Genomic DNA, 18,627 nt, shown 5'->3' with positions numbered 1-18,627 from the left:
GTAGTACCTGACTAAATTACTAGGTTAATGCCTATGATACGCCCGCAAATCGGCCTTGCCAAGCCTGCTTGAGCGGAGCAGGTCTTTATTGCTAAGGTGGAGCGTCGAATTGATGGAGGACGGCTGGTGCGAAATTTAGCTCTTATGGTGTTGCTGACAACATCGGTATTTCACAGTGCACTTTCTGCGCAAACGGCGACGATAGTGCCGGCACCGGCAACAGTGTTGGGTTTTGAACCCGGCCAGTGGCATGCCCGGCATGACCAGATTGAAGCCTATCTGCGCGCTGTCGCGGCTGCTGCACCTGACCGGACTCAGTTTGAAGTGATAGGCCGGACTCATGAACAGCGCCCGTTGTTGCAACTGACTTTGAGCTCCGCCAGTAATATGCAGCGACTGGAACAGATCCGCGAAGCACATCTGGCGATCAGTCGTGGCGAAAAACAACCAGATCCGTCGCTGCCAGCCATTGTCTGGCTCGGCTATAGCATTCACGGCAATGAAGCCAGCGGCGCCAATGCGTCGATGCGGGTGGTGCATCAATTGCTGAGCTCTGAAGATCCGCAAGTGAAGGCCTTACTCGACAATAGCATTATCCTGTTGCAGCCCAGCCTGAATCCGGACGGTAACGACCGTTTTGCCAACTGGGTCAATATGCACCAGGGCACCTCGCCAGTCGCTGATCCGCAACATCGCGAGCACGTCGAACCCTGGCCGAATGGCCGGCCGAATCACTATTGGTTTGATTTGAACCGCGACTGGTTATTGCTACAACACCCGGAAAGTCAGGCGCGGATTAAGCAGTTCCACCGCTGGCGGCCGCAAATCGTTGCGGACTTCCACGAAATGGGCACCAACAGCACCTTTTTCTTCCAACCGGGGATCCCGAGCCGCAACAGTCCGTTTGCACCGGATTCCACCATCAAACTGACCAATCAGCTGGCGAAGTTTCACGCCAAAGCGCTGGATGAGGTCAACCGGCTCTATTTCACTGAAGAAGCCTTTGACGATTTTTATGTCGGTAAAGGTTCAACTTATCCGGATGTACACGGTAGTGTCGGTATTTTGTTTGAACAGGGCAGCAGCCGGGGGCACGTGCAGGAAAGCCTGCAGGGGGATTTAAGCTTCCCCTTCGCCATTGATAACCAGTACCGCACGTCGTTTTCGACGCTGACTGGCGCGGTGGCGCACAAAAAGGATCTGCAGCAGGCGCAGTATCAGTTTGCGCAAAACTCCAAAGAGCAGGCGCGCCTGGATGTGGTACGCGGCTATTTATTGCATGAATCAGCGGACAAAAGCCGGTTACAGGCTTTGCTGACATTGCTGCAACAACATCAGATCCAGGCTTATGCGTTGGCTGAAGATTTTCAGATTAATGGGAAGACGTTTGCCGCAGGCAGCAGTTATTTTGTGCCGGTAGAGCAAAACCAGTACAACCTGATCAAAGCGGCCTTTAACACTGACACCAATTTCCGCGACAACACTTTTTATGACGTATCGGCCTGGACCTTGCCGTACGCCTATAACATCGATTTTGCTGCCAGCCGCAAAGTGCCGGCGGCATTGTCCGAACAACCATGGACCGCATCGGCTAATCAGCCTGTGACACTGCCAGAGAATGCGTATGCCTATGCCCTGCACTGGGCCGATCAACAAGCTCCGGTACAAACAGCCAGGTTGCTGCAAGCTGGTTTTCAACTGCGCGTGGCACCAAAAGCATTCAGCGCGCTGACGGCAGCAGGTCCGGTTGAGTTTGCAGCTGGTACCGTGTTATTGCCGGCAGGTTTGCAGCAAGACGGCTGGCAACAAAAGCTCGCTGGTGTGCAGCAGCAACTTCAGTTGCCATTGGTCGCGCTGACTTCAGGTTTAACGCCCAAAGGTCAGGACCTTGGCAGTAATCAGGTAAAACCACTGACTTTACCGCAAGTGTTATTGATTGCAGGACCCGGCATGAATTCCACCGAAGCCGGTGAACTGTGGTTTGCCACCGAGCGGCTGGCCGGCATCTCTCCGTCGATGGCTGAGCCGGCGCGGTTGAAAAAACTTGATTTGAGCCGCTACACCCATCTGTTAATGCCGGACGGTAATTACAGCAGTTGGGGCGAAGCCGAAGTGGCCCAGTTGAAGACCTGGCTGGAACAAGGCGGTGTGCTGTGGGCGCAAAAAGCCGCAGTCAGTTGGTTGGTTGAAAAAAACCTGTTGCAGGCCAAAGTGAAAAAAGCCAGTGAACTCAAAGCACTGGTGACAATGGACTCACCAGCTTATGGCGACAAAGAACAGCTGGCGGGTCGTCAACGTATTGCTGGCGCGATTTTTCAGACTGAGCTCGATTTAAGTCATCCGCTGAGCTTTGGCATCGCAAGGCAGCAACTGCCGGTATTTAAGAATGATTTGTTACTCATGGAACCGTCGGTCCAGCCATTTGTCACTGTGGCGCGTTACAGCGACCAGGCACAGCTTGCTGGTTATGCAGATCCGGCGCTGGTGAGCGCGTTTCGCAATAGCGCGACTGTGCTGGCACAAAATGTCGGCGACGGCCGTATTGTTGCGATGACCGATAACCCGGTATTTCGCGGTTATTTTGTCGGCTCGGGCCGGTTGCTGGTCAACAGTCTCTATTTCGGCAAATTGTTTGATTCCGGTGACGACAGCGGCGATGGCGAAGAATAAAGTGCTGGCCCTGTATATGGGGCCTGCGATGCATAAAGCGTGGTACTGACTCCCGGCGCTGGAGTGATGGCGAGTGTCACCACGCCAATCTGCTGCACACCTGCTTTACGCAGCAGCCGGCTCAGCTGGTTCAACGTAGCGCCAGTGGTCAATACATCGTCGACCAGTAAGATCCGCTGTGGTAGTTGTTGCCAGTCGTTGACAGCAGGCCGCAGCCGGAATTGCCGGCGCAGCTGTGCGCGCCGTGCACTGGCGCTTGCCCCTAGCTGGTGTGGCAAGTGACTTTGTGCCAGAAACAGATCTAACAGTGGCAAGTCGGTACTGCAGGATACTGTCATCGCCAATTGCCGGGATTGATTAAAACCGCGCTCGCGCAGGCGTTTGCGATGCACCGGCACATAAGCTACCGCGTCATAATGTTGGTGCAATACCCATTCAGGTAGCACTGTGGCGAGTTGTTGGCGTAACATCACGCCACAGGCCAGATCCTGTTGCAGCTTCCAGGCACTGATAAAGTGACTCCAAGGCTGCTGATACCAACTTAGACTCCACACCGCATTAAACTGCGGTGACTGCAGGCCACGCTGCACTGCCGGCAATTGCAACGCTTGCGCGCCAGCTGGCCAATGCAGGCGCGGTAAAGCGGCCTGACAGTAGTCGCAAAGCTGCGCTCCCGGTCGCTGCACGGCAAAATCACACCATAAACAACAATTAGGCAGACAAAAGTGCAAAAAGCGCTGCGCCAGTGGCAACAGCGCTGGCACAATAGTTTGCAGTATGCGCATACAAATCCCTGTAGGTGCCTGGATATATAAATTTACAAAAAATTAACTATGACCGAGATTTCAGAAAAGACCAAACCGACGCTGGTATTACTGCATGGCTGGGGCCTAAACCATGCGATCTGGCAACCCATAGCTGCGGCATTGGCGGACGAATGTACTGTGCTGACACCAGACTTACCCGGTTATGGTCTGGCTACTGATTATCCAATGCCTTATGAGCTTGATGCGCTTGCCGATCAACTAGCCGCGAGTATCCCACCACAAAGCCTGGTGCTTGGCTGGTCACTGGGTGGACTGATAGCGACGCAACTGGCACTGCGCCACCCAGCGAAAGTCCGGGCGCTGGCGTTATTGGCGAGTTCCCCCTGTTTTTTGCAACAGACAGACTGGCCTGGCATGAACGCAAACGTCATGCAGCAATTTGCAGGCGCGTTATCCGCCAATCTGGCACTGACCGTGGAGCGTTTTCTCGCGATCCAGGCGATGGGTAGCACAACGGCCCGGCAGGATATCAAGCAGCTGAAACAAGCTGTGCTGAGTTTGCCGTTGCCGGACGCGATAGTTCTGGCGGGTGGTCTCGATATACTGGCCAGTGCAGATTTACGGCCGGTATTGTCGCAGCTGCAGATGCCGTTGTGGGGATGTTTTGGTCGGCTTGATTCGCTGGTACCTGTGGCAATGACTCAGCAGTTAATCACTTTTGCGCCACAAGTGGACATCACAGTACTGGCCAAGGCTTCGCATGCGCCTTTTATTTCTCATCCGGCAGAATTTCTGCGTTGGTTGCGGCGGTTTCTGCAGGCCGGATCGGCGATGTAAAGATACCGGGCCGGTATTTGCACTATTGTCCGGCATAAAATTGCCGCTTTTGTGGCGTTAAATTGCCATTGTGCTTGTCTCAATCACATCGGTTGGTTACTATTTAATCATCCGTTCATGTTGTGGAGATCCGTCAATGGAAATACAGTCCGCTTATGCCTCTGGTTTGCAAGGCTTGCAACGTGCTTCCAATGGAATTACGGAAGCCACGGTCAATATTAACCGCGAAGCGATCAATCAGCAGCGGGTGCAAAATGCCCAGGTCAGCAACGCTGCTGCGCAACAGCCAGAGCCCGCCGTCGCTGCGCCAAGAGTGCCGGCGCTGGAACAAAGCCTGGTGCAACTGACCACCGAATCTGTGTATGCCGAGGCCAACGTCCGATCGATGAAGACCGCCGATGAAATGCTCGGTACGCTGATTGATGTCAGTGCCTGAGGTGTAAACAATGGCCATCACTTCGGTTTATCCCAATGTCACGCCTTATGTCGGAAATCCGGCAGTAGATCTGGCGCGTCGGGAAAATCTGAAGCGCGATATCATCGAGCCTGTCGCACAGATGGAACGCAGTGCGGCTGAGAAAGGCGTTATCTCCGAAGATAAAAGTCGCAATACTACCCAAAACAATCCCACCTACAGCGAAGAAATCAAAAACCGCGGTACTGAACTGAAACAAGCCGTTGAAGGACGCTCGCAAGAACGTGATTCGGAAGGGCGCTCGGGGCAGGACAGTTCAGGACAGTCTGGGCGGGAGTCGGAGCAGGAATCGACTGAACAGCGCAAACTGGCAGAACTGAAAAAACGCGATGCCGAAGTCCGGGCGCATGAACAGGCGCATGCCAATGCTGGTGGTGATTTGGCTGCCGCTCCGAGTTATGAATTTGAGTTGGGACCGGACGGCAAGCAATACGCAGTGGGCGGTGAGGTCAATATTGATTTAGCAATGGTCCCTGGTGATCCTCAGGCGACTATCGTCAAAATGCAGAAGGTCAGAGCCGCAGCATTAGCACCCGCGGATCCATCATCCGCTGACCGTAGTGTGGCATCTGAAGCGACCAAGCGTATTTTGCAAGCGCAAACGGAGCTAGCTCAGCAAAATGTTGCGTTAAACGATCCACCAGCTGCGGACGCCGACTATTGGCTGGAAAAATCTCAGACCGAAAGTCAACAACGTGGCGCTGCCCGTCCGGGCACTGTGGATGCTGAAGCAAAGGCCAATGCTCTGGGTCAACCGCTCAATAAAGGCCCGCAGTTGGAACAACGTAGTCTGGAGTTTGCCGCGTTAATGCAACAGCGTAGTAAAGTGATTAGCGGTTTTTACCAACAGGCTGTGCAGCCGCAGGAACGTCCGTTGTTACAAACTGCCTGATATTTTCTGCGAGACAAAAAACCGCCGTCAGTTGACGGCGGTTTTTTTATGTAAACGCGGTGTAGTGATCACTTTTTCAGCTTGGCCAGCGCCGCAGCAAACGCATTACCCATCGCCGCGTTGCCATTGTCTTGCTGACGCGGAGTTGACGGACGGGCGCCATTGCCGGAAGGTTTCGCCGGTGCCGCACGTTCTTTGTTGCTGCCAGCCGCTTTTGGTTGTGGTTGCTCGTCCATCCGCATCGTCAGCGCAATACGTTTGCGGTCGACTTCGACTTCCAGCACTTTAACTTTGACGATATCGCCGGCTTTGACCACCTGATGCGGATCTGAGACATATTTGTCGGTCAGCGATGAAATATGTACCAAGCCGTCCTGATGCACACCGATATCGACAAAAGCACCAAAGTTCGTCACGTTCGTAACGACGCCTTCGAGCAACATGCCAGGGTTTAAATCAGAGAGTTTTTCCACACCGTCTTTAAACTGCGCCGTTTTAAACTCTGGCCGCGGATCACGACCCGGTTTATCCAGCTCTTTCAGGATGTCGGTGATGGTTGGAATACCAAAATGTTCATCGGCAAATTCGGCCGGATTAATCGATTTCAGAAAACTGCTGTTGCCAATCACGGCATCAACCGGTTGCTGGTGTTTGGCGAGAATTTTTTCTACCAATGGATAGGCTTCCGGGTGGACTGCCGAAGCGTCCAATGGATTGCTGCCGTTACTAATACGCAGGAAGCCGGCGGCCTGTTCAAAGGCCTTAGGCCCGAGTCTTGGTACTTTCAGTAAGTCGCGGCGCTGGTTAAACCGGCCATTGCTGTCGCGATACATGACGATATTCTGCGCCAGGGTTTTATTCAGGCCTGCCACGCGAGCCAATAAAGCGACAGAGGCCATATTCAGGTCAACGCCGACGGCGTTTACACAGTCTTCAACCACGGCATCCAGTGATTTGGTCAGCAGGCTCTGGTTGACGTCGTGTTGATATTGGCCGACGCCGATCGCTTTCGGTTCAATCTTGACCAGCTCTGCCAGCGGGTCCTGTAACCGGCGGCCAATCGAGACCGCGCCGCGTAAAGACACATCCAGATCCGGAAATTCAAGGGCGGCCAGCTCGGACGCGGAATAAACCGATGCACCTGCCTCAGAAACCATGATTTTACTCAGCGGTTGCTCTGGCAATAATTTGATCACATCGGCGGCCAGTTTGTCGGTTTCGCGTGATGCCGTGCCGTTGCCGATGGCGATCAGTTCAACCTTAAATTGCTTGCAGTAGGCGGCCAGCGTTTTGACTGATTTGTCCCACAGATTTTGTGGCGCATGCGGGAATATGGTGGTGTTGGCCACTAATTTACCGGTTTGATCAACCACCACCACTTTGACACCGGTGCGTAAACCTGGATCCAGTCCAAGCGTTGCACGCATACCGGCCGGTGCGGCCATCAGCAAATCTTTCATATTGCGGGCAAAAACTGCGATAGCTTCTTCTTCTGCTTTTTCACGCAGCTCGCCGAGCAGGTCGTTCTCCAGCTGCAGGTGTAATTTAACTTTCCAGGTCCACTGTACGACAGTGCGGATAAAGGCATCTGCGGCGCGACCTTGCTGGCGCAAATCAAAGTGGCTGGCCACCATTTGTTCGCAGCTGGCATGGGCGCTGGTTTCGTCGGCATCTGGTTGCAATTGCAGGTTTAAAATCCCTTCGTTGCGGCCACGGAACATGGCTAAGGCGCGGTGTGACGGCACGTTTTTCCACAGTTCTGTATGCTCAAAATAATCGCGGAATTTCGCGCCTTCTGCTTCTTTACCGGTTACGACACTGCTCTTTAACACCGCGTGCTGTGCCAGATGACGACGCAGTTTTGCCAATAAGTTGGCATCCTCGGCAAAACGTTCCATCAGAATGTATTTGGCGCCATCCAGTACCGCCTTCACGTCAGCAAAACCAGCGTCGGCATTGATATAGGTAGCGGCAGCTTGTTCTGGCACCAGGTTCGGATCTGCCAGCAACGCATCAGCCAGCGGCAACAAGCCACCTTCAATGGCGATTTGGCCCTTGGTGCGGCGCTTGGCTTTATAGGGGCCGTACAAGTCTTCCAGACGGGTTTTGTTGTCGGCCGCCAGAATGTCTTTTTCCAGCGTCGCGGTCAGTTTGCCTTGTTCGGCAATCGTTTTCAGGATGACATGACGACGGTCTTCCAGTTCGCGCAGATAATTCAGGCGCTGTTCCAGCGTACGCAGTTGAGTATCGTCGAGGCCGCCTGTCACTTCTTTCCGGTAACGGGCAATAAAAGGCACTGTTGCGCCTTCGTCGAGTAACTGCACTGCGGCATTAACCTGGTCCGGGCGAGCGGCAATTTCAGCTGCGATCTGTTTGATAATCATCGACATGGTTTGTTTGGGTTCCTTGCAAAGCGGCATGATTGCCGGCCGCTTCTGATAAAGTTGCGGCTATTGTCATACGGCGGCGTAAAAAAATCCATCCTGTGGCGGCTGACAGCGTCCGCGCTGCTTGGTATAAACCGCCATTGAGTCGCAAAGTAACCGGCAAAGTGGTGTCAAATGAGTGGGCAAAAACAAGCTAAAACCAAACTAATCACCCGGGAAGGTTATAACCAGCTGAAAACTGAACATGATGAGCTGTGGTTCAAAAAGCGGCCGGAAGTCACCAAAATTGTCAGTTGGGCCGCCAGTCTCGGGGATAGATCGGAGAACGCCGACTATACCTTTAATAAGAGGTTGTTAAGGCAAATAGACAGTAGAATTAGATATTTACGGAAAAGATTGGAAGATCTGCAAATCGTCGATTATTCGCCACAGCAGGCGGGCAAAGTGTTTTTTGGTGCCTGGGTTGAAGTGGAAGATGAAGACGGTAACAGCCTGAAATTCCGTATTGTCGGACCTGATGAAATCTACGGCCGCACCGATTACATCTCAATTGATGCGCCGATGGCACGTGCACTGCTAAAAAAACAAGTCGATGACAGTGCCACAGTCACCACACCGGCCGGGACAAAAGAGTGGTGGGTTACTGAGATTTATTACCCGCAACCCGCTTGAAGCGACACCATTCAGCAGCCGATCAGCCAAGTCGACGCAATTTAATCCAGATCTGACATTAAAGGAGTCTGTATGAAAAATCTGTGGATAGTGTTGTTGGCGGCTTGTGCCTGGCATGTACAGGCGGATGACGAAGCCTACCAGCAATGTCTGTTGCAATATCAAAGCAAAGTTGAAGTACCGCAGGTGGTTGGGCTGGTGCGCAGCGCCTGTGATCATATTCATCGTGAACTGGCTTTGCTACCGCGCAAAAAAGCCTACTGGCAATGTGTCCTAGATTACATTCCGCCGGTGAAAACGCCGGAAGTGATTGCCGATTTATTACAGGTCTGCCGCGAGCGACATGATTTCAGAAAATAATTTTAAATAAAATCAATTAGATAAAATTATTTTTAAATAATCTATTTCTGTCATCTACGTGTCACAAAAATATGCTGGCGATCTGGGGCAGGCGTTCGCTATAGTCAAACTGAACCTAACCGCCGGAGACAGCAACATGATGAAAAAAACTGTATTCACTGTCGTGGCCGTTGCAGCTGTGTTGCTGAGCGGTTGCGCCACCGTCAAACCAGAATATGCCTTTGTCGTTGATCAGGATCAGGTCAGCAAAGCGGACAACCTGAAGCGCCAACAGCGTCAGGTTTCGCATGTGGTCTGGATTAATCCACCACTGCGTAAAGTCGCGCTGGCGGAGCAACCAAAACCCTGATTTACCACTGGAAAGAATTTGTAACACCTGAGCCCGCAATGTCTCGTCAACATTGCGGGTTTTTCGTTTATAGTGAGGAAAATTCTGTATTAAGGACCCTTCTGATGCAAACACAGGAAACCACCAAAATTCTGGTTGTCGATGACGACATGCGGTTGCGGGCATTACTGGAACGGTATTTGGTCGAGCAGGGGTACATTGTGCGGACTTCCGCAAACTTCGAGCAGATGAACCGGCTGATGGAGCGGGAGAATTTCCATTTACTGGTACTGGATCTGATGTTGCCCGGTGAAGATGGCTTGTCGATTTGCCGACGTTTGCGCCAGCAGGAAAATGAAATTCCAATCATTATGCTGACGGCGAAGGGCGACGAAGTAGACCGTATTATCGGACTGGAAATGGGCGCTGATGATTACCTGCCAAAACCTTTTAACCCGCGTGAACTGCTGGCCCGTATTCGTGCCGTGTTGCGGCGTAAATCTAAAGAGCTGCCGGGTGCTCCAACGCAAGAAGAGACCATGGTGAAGTTTGGCCCGTTCAGCTTCAACCTGGCGACCCGGGAGATGCATAAAGGCGAGCAACTGATGCCATTGACCAGCGGTGAATTTGCCGTATTAAAAGTACTGGTCAGTCACGCTCGTGAGCCGTTGTCACGCGACAAACTGATGAATATGGCACGTGGCCGTGATTACTCCGCGATGGAGCGTAGTATCGACGTGCAGGTATCCCGCTTGCGCCGAATGATTGAAGATGATCCAACCAATCCACGTTATATCCAGACCGTCTGGGGCCTGGGTTATGTATTTGTGCCGGATGGTGCGGCCAGCTGATGCGTTTTTTACCGCGCAGTGCGTTTGGCAAAACAGTGTTTCTGATCGGCCTGTTGTTGCTGATCAATCAGCTGGTCTCGTATTTTCTGGTGGCTGTGTATGTGATCCAACCGACCTTGCAGCAAACTAACCATCTGATTGCCAAGCAAATTAAAGTAGTATTTATCGATGTCGGTGGTGAAGACCGTCTGTTGTCAGAAGAGCTGACCAAACGTTTTCAACAGGCGACCGGCATTGATGTGCTGACGGAAGCACAGGCATTACGGCAAGGTCTGAACAACGCCATCCATTACCAGTATTTCTCGGACGAGATGTCACGTGAATTGGGCGGTCCGGCGGAAGTCAGGATTGAGCAGGATAAGCAGTTTTCTTTTTGGGTACGCCCACCACAAGCCCCGCAATACTGGATCAAAATCCCGCTGACCGGTCTCAACGAAACCGATTTTTCGCCGCTGCAAATTTATATTCTGCTGATTGGTTTTTTAAGCGTGGCTGGTGGCTGGTGGTTTGCACGACAGTTGAACCGACCACTGCAGCAGCTGCAACGCGCGGCGATACTGGTCGGCCGTGGGGATATTCCGGATCCGTTGCCGGAAGATGGCTCAACCGAGATTATTGCAGTCACCCGCGCTTTTAACCATATGGCCAATGGTATCCGGCAGCTGGAGAAAGACCGCAGTCTGCTGATGGCCGGCGTCTCACATGATTTGCGAACACCGCTGACACGGATCCGGCTGGCCAGTGAAATGGTCAGTGAACAGGATGCTTGGATCCGCGACGGGATTGTCAGTGATATCGAAGATATGAATGCCATCATCGATCAATTCATCGACTATATCCGCCATCACAAAGAAGAAACGCTGACCGAAGAAGATTTGAACCAGCTGGTGCTGGAGCAAGTCGATGCGGATCGGTTGCAGCAACGCCAGATCAGTACTGAGTTGTTACAAACGCTGCCGCTAGTGCCAATCCGGCGTATTGCGATTAAGCGTGTGCTGAGTAACCTGATTGAGAATGCGCTGAAGTATTCCGATGGTGTCATTGAAGTACGCACTGGCTATGAGAAAAACCGCCAGCGGGTCTATGTGCAGGTGCGTGATCATGGTCCCGGTATTCCAGAGGCGCAGATGGCAAAAATGTTTGAGCCTTTTACTCAGGGTGACACTGCACGCGGTAGCGCAGGCTCCGGCTTGGGACTTGCGATCATTAAAAAGATTGTGGATATGCATCATGGCGAGATCCGCCTGCACAACCATGCTTTTGGTGGTCTGGTGGCAACGGTGTATTTGCCGCTGAAAAAAGCGAAGCAAGCCTGAGTTGCAGACAGCAATATGGCTGAGACCGAGGAACACTGACTAAGTGTTATCTAAAAACAAAGGCCGCAATTGCGGCCTTTGTTATGTTCTGTCGCAGACAGTCTCAGTGTCAGGCTTTTGGACCTGCATCGCGGATCGCCGCAGAAACGTCGTATTTCTTGAAGTTGTTGGCAAATTCAGCTGCCAGCTTGGCCGCGAACTGATCATATTGTGTTTTGTCAGCCCAGGTTTCGCGTGGGTTCAGCAACGTGCTGTCAACGCCCGGAATAGCTACCGGCACATCCAGATTCAGTTGTGGCAGGTGTACTGTCTCAACATTAGCCAGCTCACCAGACACGATAGCGTCGATGATGGCGCGGGTAGTCGGGATGTCAAAACGTTGACCAACACCATGTGGGCCACCCGTCCAGCCGGTATTGACCAGGTAGACTTTCGAGTTGAATTCACGCACGCGTTTAATCAGCAGTTCGGCATACACACCAGCCGGACGTGGGAAGAAAGGTGCACCAAAACAAGTCGAGAAGGTCGATTCAATGGCTGAGGTAGAACCAATTTCAGTCGAGCCGACTTTCGCCGTGTAACCAGACAGGAAGTGATAAGCAGCAGCTTCTTCTGATAACACCGATACTGGTGGCAGAACACCTGACACGTCACAGGTCAGGAATACGACTGCACGTGGTTCGCCGGCGCGGTTTGCTTCAACACGTTTTTCCACGTGCGCCAGTGGGTAAGCAGCGCGGCTGTTTTGTGTCAGGCTGGCGTCTTTGTAGTCTGGCGTGCGGTTGTCATCCAGCACGACGTTTTCGAGGATGGTGCCAAAGCGGATCGCATCCCAAATCACCGGTTCGTTTTTCTTCGACAGGTCGATACATTTCGCGTAGCAACCGCCTTCAATATTGAACACGCTGCCTGGTGCCCAACCGTGCTCGTCATCCCCGATCAGGAAGCGTTTCGGATCGGCAGACAATGTGGTTTTCCCTGTACCTGACAGGCCAAAGAACAAAGTCACATCGCCGGCTTCGCCAACGTTGGCTGAACAGTGCATTGGCAGCACGCCTTTGGCTGGTAACAGGAAGTTCTGGACTGAGAACATGGCTTTTTTCATTTCGCCGGCGTAACGCATACCAGCTAACAGCACTTTGCGCTCAGCAAAGTTGATCATCACAGTGCCGTCTGAATGCGTGCCGTCACGCGCCGGATCACAGGCAAAACCAGGCACGTTCAGAATTTGCCAGGTTGCTTTGCCTGCTACGTTCCACTGAGCTGGGGTGATAAACAGGTTTTTAGCGAAGATATGTTGCCAGGCGGTTTCAGTACGGACTACAACCGGCAGATAGTGTTCAGGATCCGCACCGACTTCCAGGTGTGAAGTGAAGTGTTCACGGTCGTTCAGGAAGTGTTCTACTTTGTTCCACAGCGCGTTGAAAACGTCAGCAGCGACTGGTTGGTTCACATTGCCCCACTGAATATCGTTTTCAGTGCTGGCTTCACGCACAATAAAACGGTCTTTCGGTGAGCGGCCTGTTCTATGACCGGTGCGCACTACAAGGGCGCCGTTGTCTGCCAGAACACCTTCGTTACGGCGGATAGCATGTTCAACCAGATCTGCCACAGATAAATCCATGTGGCTATTTGTTTGCGTGGTCATTCTCAACAGACTCCTTCGGGTACAGAGCAGGGATTGGATTTCCTGATCATTGTATCGTAAGTCGACATTTCGGGCGACAAAAAAATGCAGAACAAACTGCTCTGACCTGCAGCTTTTGCGCATAAAACCGCATTAATCGCATATAAATTCAGCTTTAATTGCATTTATAGCTAATTTTACTGATTTAATTGATTAATTATTACCAAATGAATTTCGTAATAACTGTTGTTTGAAAACAAAAAGCCCGACGTAAACGCCGGGCTTTTTCAGTTGGATAGGTCAAACCGGAGGTCGATTGACCGCGAGGGTATTAACCCCGGCGGTTACGACGCATCCAGACCAGTGGTAACAACAGCAGAGACCACAGACCGGCGCCACCACCGCTGCTCTTCTTCTCTGGCGCCACAACTGGTGCCGGTACATCAGTAATATTCAGCGTGACCGTCGCTGGCGCTGAAGACAGCTTGCCATCACTGGCCACAACGCTGAATGTTGCGGCAGTGTTTGCAGTGACCGCCGGTACCGAGACGCTGACTGAGGCGGTATTGCCGGTAACAGTCATTGCCGGACCTGATGTCTGAGTCCAGGTGTACGTCAATGCATCACCATCCACATCCGCACCAGTCGCCGTCAAAGTAGCTGTGCTGCTTTCATTGGCGGTTACAGCAGCGCTTGTCACTGTTGGTGCGTCATTCACAGCCGTCACAGTGACTTCAACAGTGGTCGGCACCAGTTTCAGGCCTTTGGTATCTTCAGCGGTGTAAGTGAAGGTATCTTTGCCGTTGAAGTTAGCTTTTGGCGTGTAAACCACTTTGCCTTCAACCACTTCAGCGGTGCCGTTGGCTGGTTGTGCCGCGATAGCCACTTTAGACAAGGCTCCACTGGCGCCCGCAGCCGTTTTGTTGATGGCTTTAGTTGATTTGCCGTCACTGGTTACTTCCACATTGATAATTTTGGCAAAGGAGGTTTTTTCATTTGCCAGAACATCAATTGCGGCAGACTTGGTGTCTTCCGCAGTCGATGCCATATCTTTAGTGCCAAGTTCCAGCGCGCCTGTCAGGTCCAGTGCGTATTTCAGATCAACAGTGCCCGCAGGTCTAAAGTTCACCGCAGCACCTGAGTTCGAGCCTGGTGCCGTACCTGTTGCCGTCGTTCCATCGGCAAAATACAGCGAGTTACCCAAGGTCCGACTGGCGTCCTGCACACCAACAGTCAGCGCTGCAGGAGCCGCAGCCATATTGATGTAATTGAACCGAACGTCTTCGGTGCCATTGGCTGCCATCCAAGTTTGGAAGGTATATGTTTTGCCTGGTTCTTCAAATACTTCAACGCCGTTCCACTCAACGATGACGTATGATTTCTCCCCGACAGTTGCCGTGCCAACGTGAATAGTACCTGCTCCGGTTGAACCGCCGGCCAGATCTAAATCGGTCCAGAATGGCGCCAACAGATTTGCTGCCGCGACAGTACTTGGCAATTTGGCATTATTGGCAGCTGCTGAAGGTGCTGTTGCACTATTGCTCAGCTGGACAAAACCGTTGGTGGATACATGCAGACGGCTATAGTTTACCCCACCATAACTGATGGTGGTGGTGCCCAGATTGTAACTGATGACGTTATCGTCACATTCGCCAGAACATGTTGCTGCGGCGACAGTGCCTTTTAATACATCAGAGCCAGCGCCAGCTGCTGCGGCCAGTGCAAGGCTTGGTTTTTGGACAACACCAGTCCAGGCAACCCGGCCGTTATTAGCATTACCATCCAGTAAAAATTCTGTAGCCCCTTTTAATACCGCTGATTCAGAATTTGCCACCAGCTTAGTGCCAGCAGGAGCTGTTGCCAGAATAGTGACTTGTTTGTCATACAGTTTATTACCAAATGACGCAGTAACCTGGGTGGGTTCACCGGCTCTCATGACGGTGCTGCCGGATGTGGCCAGCGTAGTCGCGTCGGCTGTATTGGCTACGCGCACAGCGATTGGCATCGTTGCAGTTGGCGCTGTTGCATCTGACGATGTCCACAGCACATTGCCAAAAGTCCAGTTGCCATAAGTCGACATAGTGCCATCGACACTCAGTACGAAGTCTGCTTTATCTCCGGCGGTACCATATGGTTTCAGCGTGATTGACGTTTTATCCAGTTTTCCTGTGGTGGTGCCATCAGTAAATTGGACAGTACCGGTCCAAGTCACTTCTTTGTCCGACATGTTCCGGATTGACCGGGTGAAGTTACAGTTAATCACACAAGGGTTTTGGGCAAAAGAAGGCTTGTCAAAGGTCGCGGCGGCTTTGACTGCGCGGCTTAAATCCAGACGACCAGCACCAATATCAAAAGGTGTTGTTGCGGAGACAGAGTCTTCTTTCTTCAGGCCGTTGACTGCAGTAGATGTCAGCGCGGTTTTGATTTCAACAGCAGTCCATTTCGGGAATTTCTGCTGCATAATCGCCGCGGCGCCTGCCACATGCGGAGCCGCCATTGAAGTACCGCTCATCAGCTGGAAGCCACGTTTATCAGCAAAGGCATCCGGTGATGTCGCAGACAGAATATCGCTACCCGGTGCGCCCATATCCGGCTTCAGAATATTGTTATCCCCGTCCGGGCCACGTGATGAAAAATCGCTCATGTTATCAGCGAATTGTGCGGACACCACACGGCTGGCAAAGCGGCTGAGAGTCGCAGTACTGTTCGGTGCGCCTTCAATTGATTTGGCTAGCTTGGCGCCATCCGCTTTACTGATCATCAGTGCCGGGATCGTTGTATTTGGGTTAGACATCGACGTTGGCTGACCGTCGTTGTTCTGCACCATAATCACGCCTTTGGCGCCAGCGGCCATCGCGTTGTTAATTTTGTCGGTAAAAGCACAGGTACCGCGCGAAATCAGCGCGAAGCTGTCTTTAAAGGTATCTGCCGGGAAGGCGGTACAAGCCAGTGCATTAGTCGGTGCGGCTTTGGCTGTGTCGATCACTTTAGCCACTGGGTCTGCGGTTAATCCGGTGATCGTGGCACCAAATTGTGAACCGGCGATACCGAGCATGGCCGCATCAGAACCGAATTTGACTGTGTTGCCGAAGAACCGGCCTGTTGTCGTACTAGCAATGGTAATACCACTTTCGATACAACCTGGACAGCCTACGGTCTGTGCGCCTGGGCCGCTGTTACCAGCTGAAGTCACGACCACTACACCGGCATCTTCTGCGGCTTTAAAAGCGGCCTGATAGGGGCTGGTGGCCGGATCTGCGCCGGCGCTGCCACCCCAGGAGTTATTGATGACGTCGGCGCCATCTTTAACCGCCCAGTCCAGCGCTTCCAGTAACATTACATTAGAGCCGCTGCCTGTGACGGTGCCGTCAGCACGGAAAACCTGAAATAATGCTTTATATGCCATCAGATAGGCGCCTGGCGCCACGCCGGAGACAGTGACTTCAGTAAAACCACTTTCATCTGGTTTGCCGGCAACGCTTGGAATAATGTTGGTTGAACCATTGAATTTGATTTTGGCTGGCACACCGACTGAAGTACCGGCCGTGTGCGTACCGTGGCCGCCATTGCCGAGCGGGCTCATATACTCTTGCGGCACTGTCGCGAAGGTTGGTGTACTGAAACGGGCCACAATCAGTTTGTTATTACAGAACGTTGGCTCAACCGTCGCGCAATAGTCGTTGTTTGGTTTGCTGGCAGGTGCAGAGAAGCCGGTGTCTTTAAACAATGGGCTTTCCGGACGGATACCTCCATCGATGACCGCAACTTTAACGCCTTTACCGGCATTCATGTCGCCGCCCATTTGTTCCCATACCGCTTTGGCTTTAATCAGATCCAGCGAGGTATCCATTTGTTCGTAGTACATTTCTTCACGGAATACCGCTTTGACGCCGGCAACGTTCTGCAGTTGCTCGTAGATGTCGTCAGAGGAAGTGACGACGACGGCATTGATGACCGTATCAAAGTGGCGGTCGATTTCGGCACTAGGTAATGCTTGTTTTAAGGCTGCAGCAAATGCGCTGCGTTCCTGCGCCAATACGCTGCCTTGTTTTTGTGTGGCAGACGCGCTGAGGTCCAGCTTATTACCCGGCCCTGATTGTTCAGTAGCGGCGGCGGTTGCAGCTAAAGGTTCACCTTGCAGTTGCACGATAAAATACTGTGGGAATTCCTGTTTCAGCGCTTTTTGTTTAACCGAAGTATCGAATTGCAGCTCGCCGGAGACTTCTGGTGAATAACTATGTTTGATTTCGAAATTGGCGGAGGCTGGTGCAGCCAGAGCTGCAGCGACAGAGATCGCCAGCAAGGTTTTGGTTGAGGGTTTGACCAACATTTTGTGCTTCCTGAATAGTTTTGTTTTTTTGATGTCGCCGCCAGTCGCAATCCTGTCGCGGGACAATTTAGCTAGCTGCAGAGGTTACGAAGTCGACCCGGCTCTGAGGTTGGCCGTGTGCAATCCGGAACTCGGCATGCGAAAACACTATAGTAGAAAGACGTGAAGTTTGAATACTCAATATCAGCGCAGATGCGACGAAGTGTGAATTTGAAGCAGCGTCTGTCCAGAAACAGACGCTTGGCGAGAATTAGAAATTCTGTTTGATTAACCGCAGTTGCGCGGCATCGAAGTGGTACAACGTATTGCAGTATTCACAGCTGATATCCAACTTGCCTTCAGCAATATGTTCGTCAATCGCTTCGGTCCCCAGACTGACAATGGCAGCTTCCGATTTTTCGCGTGAACAGCCGCAAACAAACTGGACGGGCTGCGCCGGGAATAACTCGACAACTTCCTGATGAAATAGCCGGTACAGGCTCTCCTCTGGGGCTAATTGCAGTAACTCCTCTCGCGTCAGCGTGTCGGCCAGCACTTCAAGATCTGCAAAATCTGCGCGGGATTTTTCCGCGTCAACCGGCAGCACCTGCAACAATAAACCGGCGGCCTGACAATGCTCCGCGCCAATCTCGGTATGCAAATACAGGCGGGTTGGCAATTGTTCGGACTGATTAAAGTAGGCTTCCAGTGTGGCTGTCAGACTGTCGTTGACCAACGGAATAATGCCCTGATAACGCTCGCCCTGGGTGGGGGTAATAGTCACCAGCAAATAGCCCTGACCAATCAACTCGGCAAAGCTGTCACCCTGCACTTCTTTTTGCAACCGGGCCACACCACGAAATTGTTGCTGATGATTGCCGTTTACGGCAATAAAACGAACCGGTCCGTCACCCTGTAACTGCACAGCGATCTGGCCTTCAAACTTCAGCGTAGCCGTTAACAGGCTGGTGGCAGCTACCAGTTCTGCCAGTAATTTTTTGACGGGTTGTGGATATTGATGACCGGCCAGCATGGCATCGAGACTGGCGGATACTTTGACCACTTCACCACGCACATCGCGTTCGCGGAATAAAAAACGTAGCAGTTGATCAGACTGGTTCATGACAACCTCAATT

General features: G+C 52.3%; 14 protein-coding genes. 9 read left to right on the top strand and 5 right to left on the bottom strand.

Annotation, left to right across the window (positions count from 1 at the left end; translation table 11 throughout):
- The first annotated feature begins 126 nt into the window (after nucleotides 1–126).
- Nucleotides 127–2,670 (top strand): M14 metallopeptidase family protein, encoded by a 2,544-nt coding sequence (locus ACFFJP_RS20675; RefSeq protein ID WP_377248802.1) that lies wholly within the window; start codon nucleotides 127–129, stop codon nucleotides 2,668–2,670.
- Here the strand turns inward: ACFFJP_RS20675 and ACFFJP_RS20670 are convergent.
- Nucleotides 2,616–3,455 (bottom strand): ComF family protein, encoded by an 840-nt coding sequence (locus ACFFJP_RS20670; protein WP_377248799.1) that lies wholly within the window; start codon nucleotides 3,453–3,455, stop codon nucleotides 2,616–2,618. The genes ACFFJP_RS20675 and ACFFJP_RS20670 overlap by 55 nt on opposite strands.
- A gap of 48 nt (nucleotides 3,456–3,503) precedes the next feature.
- Between ACFFJP_RS20670 and bioH the strand changes: the two genes are divergently transcribed.
- The 3 genes from bioH (at nucleotide 3,504) to ACFFJP_RS20655 (ending at nucleotide 5,641) form a co-directional block, all read left to right on the top strand.
- Nucleotides 3,504–4,274, top strand: a complete 771-nt coding sequence (bioH, locus tag ACFFJP_RS20665) for a pimeloyl-ACP methyl ester esterase BioH (RefSeq protein ID WP_377248796.1) — start codon at nucleotides 3,504–3,506, stop codon at nucleotides 4,272–4,274.
- A gap of 136 nt (nucleotides 4,275–4,410) precedes the next feature.
- A complete protein-coding gene (locus ACFFJP_RS20660) occupies nucleotides 4,411–4,710 on the top strand; it encodes an excinuclease ATPase subunit (protein ID WP_377248793.1) in 300 nt (99 codons plus the stop codon).
- 10 nt (nucleotides 4,711–4,720) lie between these two features.
- The gene (locus ACFFJP_RS20655) at nucleotides 4,721–5,641 is read left to right on the top strand and encodes a putative metalloprotease CJM1_0395 family protein (RefSeq protein ID WP_377248790.1); all 921 of its coding nucleotides are present in this window, start codon (nucleotides 4,721–4,723) and stop codon (nucleotides 5,639–5,641) included.
- Nucleotides 5,642–5,709: 68 nt separating this feature from the next.
- Here ACFFJP_RS20655 and ACFFJP_RS20650 read toward each other — a convergent pair whose 3' ends face one another.
- Nucleotides 5,710–8,031 (bottom strand): Tex family protein, encoded by a 2,322-nt coding sequence (locus ACFFJP_RS20650; protein ID WP_377248787.1) that lies wholly within the window; start codon nucleotides 8,029–8,031, stop codon nucleotides 5,710–5,712.
- A gap of 171 nt (nucleotides 8,032–8,202) precedes the next feature.
- Between ACFFJP_RS20650 and greB the strand changes: the two genes are divergently transcribed.
- The 5 genes from greB to envZ all read left to right on the top strand — a co-directional run bounded on the left by greB (nucleotide 8,203) and on the right by envZ (nucleotide 11,555).
- Nucleotides 8,203–8,700 (top strand): transcription elongation factor GreB, encoded by a 498-nt coding sequence (gene greB, locus ACFFJP_RS20645; RefSeq protein ID WP_377248784.1) that lies wholly within the window; start codon nucleotides 8,203–8,205, stop codon nucleotides 8,698–8,700.
- A 72-nt stretch (nucleotides 8,701–8,772) separates the two neighbouring features.
- Nucleotides 8,773–9,060: a VF_A0006 family four-cysteine protein gene (locus tag ACFFJP_RS20640; protein WP_377248781.1), complete on the top strand. Its 288-nt coding sequence runs from the start codon at nucleotides 8,773–8,775 to the stop codon at nucleotides 9,058–9,060.
- Nucleotides 9,061–9,196: 136 nt separating this feature from the next.
- A complete protein-coding gene (locus tag ACFFJP_RS20635) occupies nucleotides 9,197–9,409 on the top strand; it encodes a hypothetical protein (protein WP_377248778.1) in 213 nt (70 codons plus the stop codon).
- 104 nt (nucleotides 9,410–9,513) lie between these two features.
- Nucleotides 9,514–10,239 carry an osmolarity response regulator transcription factor OmpR gene (gene ompR / locus ACFFJP_RS20630; RefSeq protein WP_377248775.1) on the top strand — a complete coding sequence of 242 codons (726 nt, stop codon included), beginning with the start codon at nucleotides 9,514–9,516 and terminating at the stop codon, nucleotides 10,237–10,239.
- Nucleotides 10,239–11,555, top strand: coding sequence for a two-component system sensor histidine kinase EnvZ (gene envZ, locus ACFFJP_RS20625; protein WP_377248772.1), 1,317 nt, complete (start codon nucleotides 10,239–10,241; stop codon nucleotides 11,553–11,555). Before ompR ends, envZ begins: the two co-directional genes overlap by 1 nt.
- Before the next feature lie 109 nt (nucleotides 11,556–11,664).
- On the opposite strand, the gene ACFFJP_RS20620 is transcribed toward envZ, so the two are convergent.
- The 3 genes from ACFFJP_RS20620 to hslO form a co-directional block, all read right to left on the bottom strand.
- Nucleotides 11,665–13,203 (bottom strand): phosphoenolpyruvate carboxykinase, encoded by a 1,539-nt coding sequence (locus tag ACFFJP_RS20620; protein ID WP_377248769.1) that lies wholly within the window; start codon nucleotides 13,201–13,203, stop codon nucleotides 11,665–11,667.
- Nucleotides 13,204–13,513: 310 nt separating this feature from the next.
- Nucleotides 13,514–17,512: a S8 family serine peptidase gene (locus ACFFJP_RS20615; RefSeq protein WP_377248766.1), complete on the bottom strand. Its 3,999-nt coding sequence runs from the start codon at nucleotides 17,510–17,512 to the stop codon at nucleotides 13,514–13,516.
- A 250-nt stretch (nucleotides 17,513–17,762) separates the two neighbouring features.
- Nucleotides 17,763–18,627, bottom strand: an 865-nt coding sequence (gene hslO, locus ACFFJP_RS20610) for an Hsp33 family molecular chaperone HslO (RefSeq protein WP_377248763.1), incomplete at its 5' end; no start/stop codon positions are given.

Origin of the sequence: Rheinheimera tilapiae (genome assembly GCF_042432165.1) — a bacterium.
Lineage (GTDB): Bacteria > Pseudomonadota > Gammaproteobacteria > Enterobacterales > Alteromonadaceae > Pararheinheimera > Pararheinheimera tilapiae.
The sequence above is the reverse complement of the archived record's forward strand: the minus strand, read 5'-3'. Positions and strand labels throughout refer to the sequence as shown.

Excerpts from the sequence above, each read along its gene's own strand:
- ACFFJP_RS20670 (WP_377248799.1), bottom strand. The coding sequence starts at position 3,455 with ATGCGCATACTGCAAACTATTGTGCCAGCGCTGTTGCCACTGGCGCAG.
- bioH (WP_377248796.1), top strand. The coding sequence starts at position 3,504 with ATGACCGAGATTTCAGAAAAGACCAAACCGACGCTGGTATTACTGCAT.
- ACFFJP_RS20660 (WP_377248793.1), top strand. The coding sequence starts at position 4,411 with ATGGAAATACAGTCCGCTTATGCCTCTGGTTTGCAAGGCTTGCAACGT.
- ACFFJP_RS20655 (WP_377248790.1), top strand. The coding sequence starts at position 4,721 with ATGGCCATCACTTCGGTTTATCCCAATGTCACGCCTTATGTCGGAAAT.
- ACFFJP_RS20650 (WP_377248787.1), bottom strand. The coding sequence starts at position 8,031 with ATGTCGATGATTATCAAACAGATCGCAGCTGAAATTGCCGCTCGCCCG.
- greB (WP_377248784.1), top strand. The coding sequence starts at position 8,203 with ATGAGTGGGCAAAAACAAGCTAAAACCAAACTAATCACCCGGGAAGGT.
- ACFFJP_RS20640 (WP_377248781.1), top strand. The coding sequence starts at position 8,773 with ATGAAAAATCTGTGGATAGTGTTGTTGGCGGCTTGTGCCTGGCATGTA.
- ACFFJP_RS20635 (WP_377248778.1), top strand. The coding sequence starts at position 9,197 with ATGATGAAAAAAACTGTATTCACTGTCGTGGCCGTTGCAGCTGTGTTG.
- ompR (WP_377248775.1), top strand. The coding sequence starts at position 9,514 with ATGCAAACACAGGAAACCACCAAAATTCTGGTTGTCGATGACGACATG.
- envZ (WP_377248772.1), top strand. The coding sequence starts at position 10,239 with ATGCGTTTTTTACCGCGCAGTGCGTTTGGCAAAACAGTGTTTCTGATC.
- ACFFJP_RS20620 (WP_377248769.1), bottom strand. The coding sequence starts at position 13,203 with ATGACCACGCAAACAAATAGCCACATGGATTTATCTGTGGCAGATCTG.
- ACFFJP_RS20615 (WP_377248766.1), bottom strand. The coding sequence starts at position 17,512 with ATGTTGGTCAAACCCTCAACCAAAACCTTGCTGGCGATCTCTGTCGCT.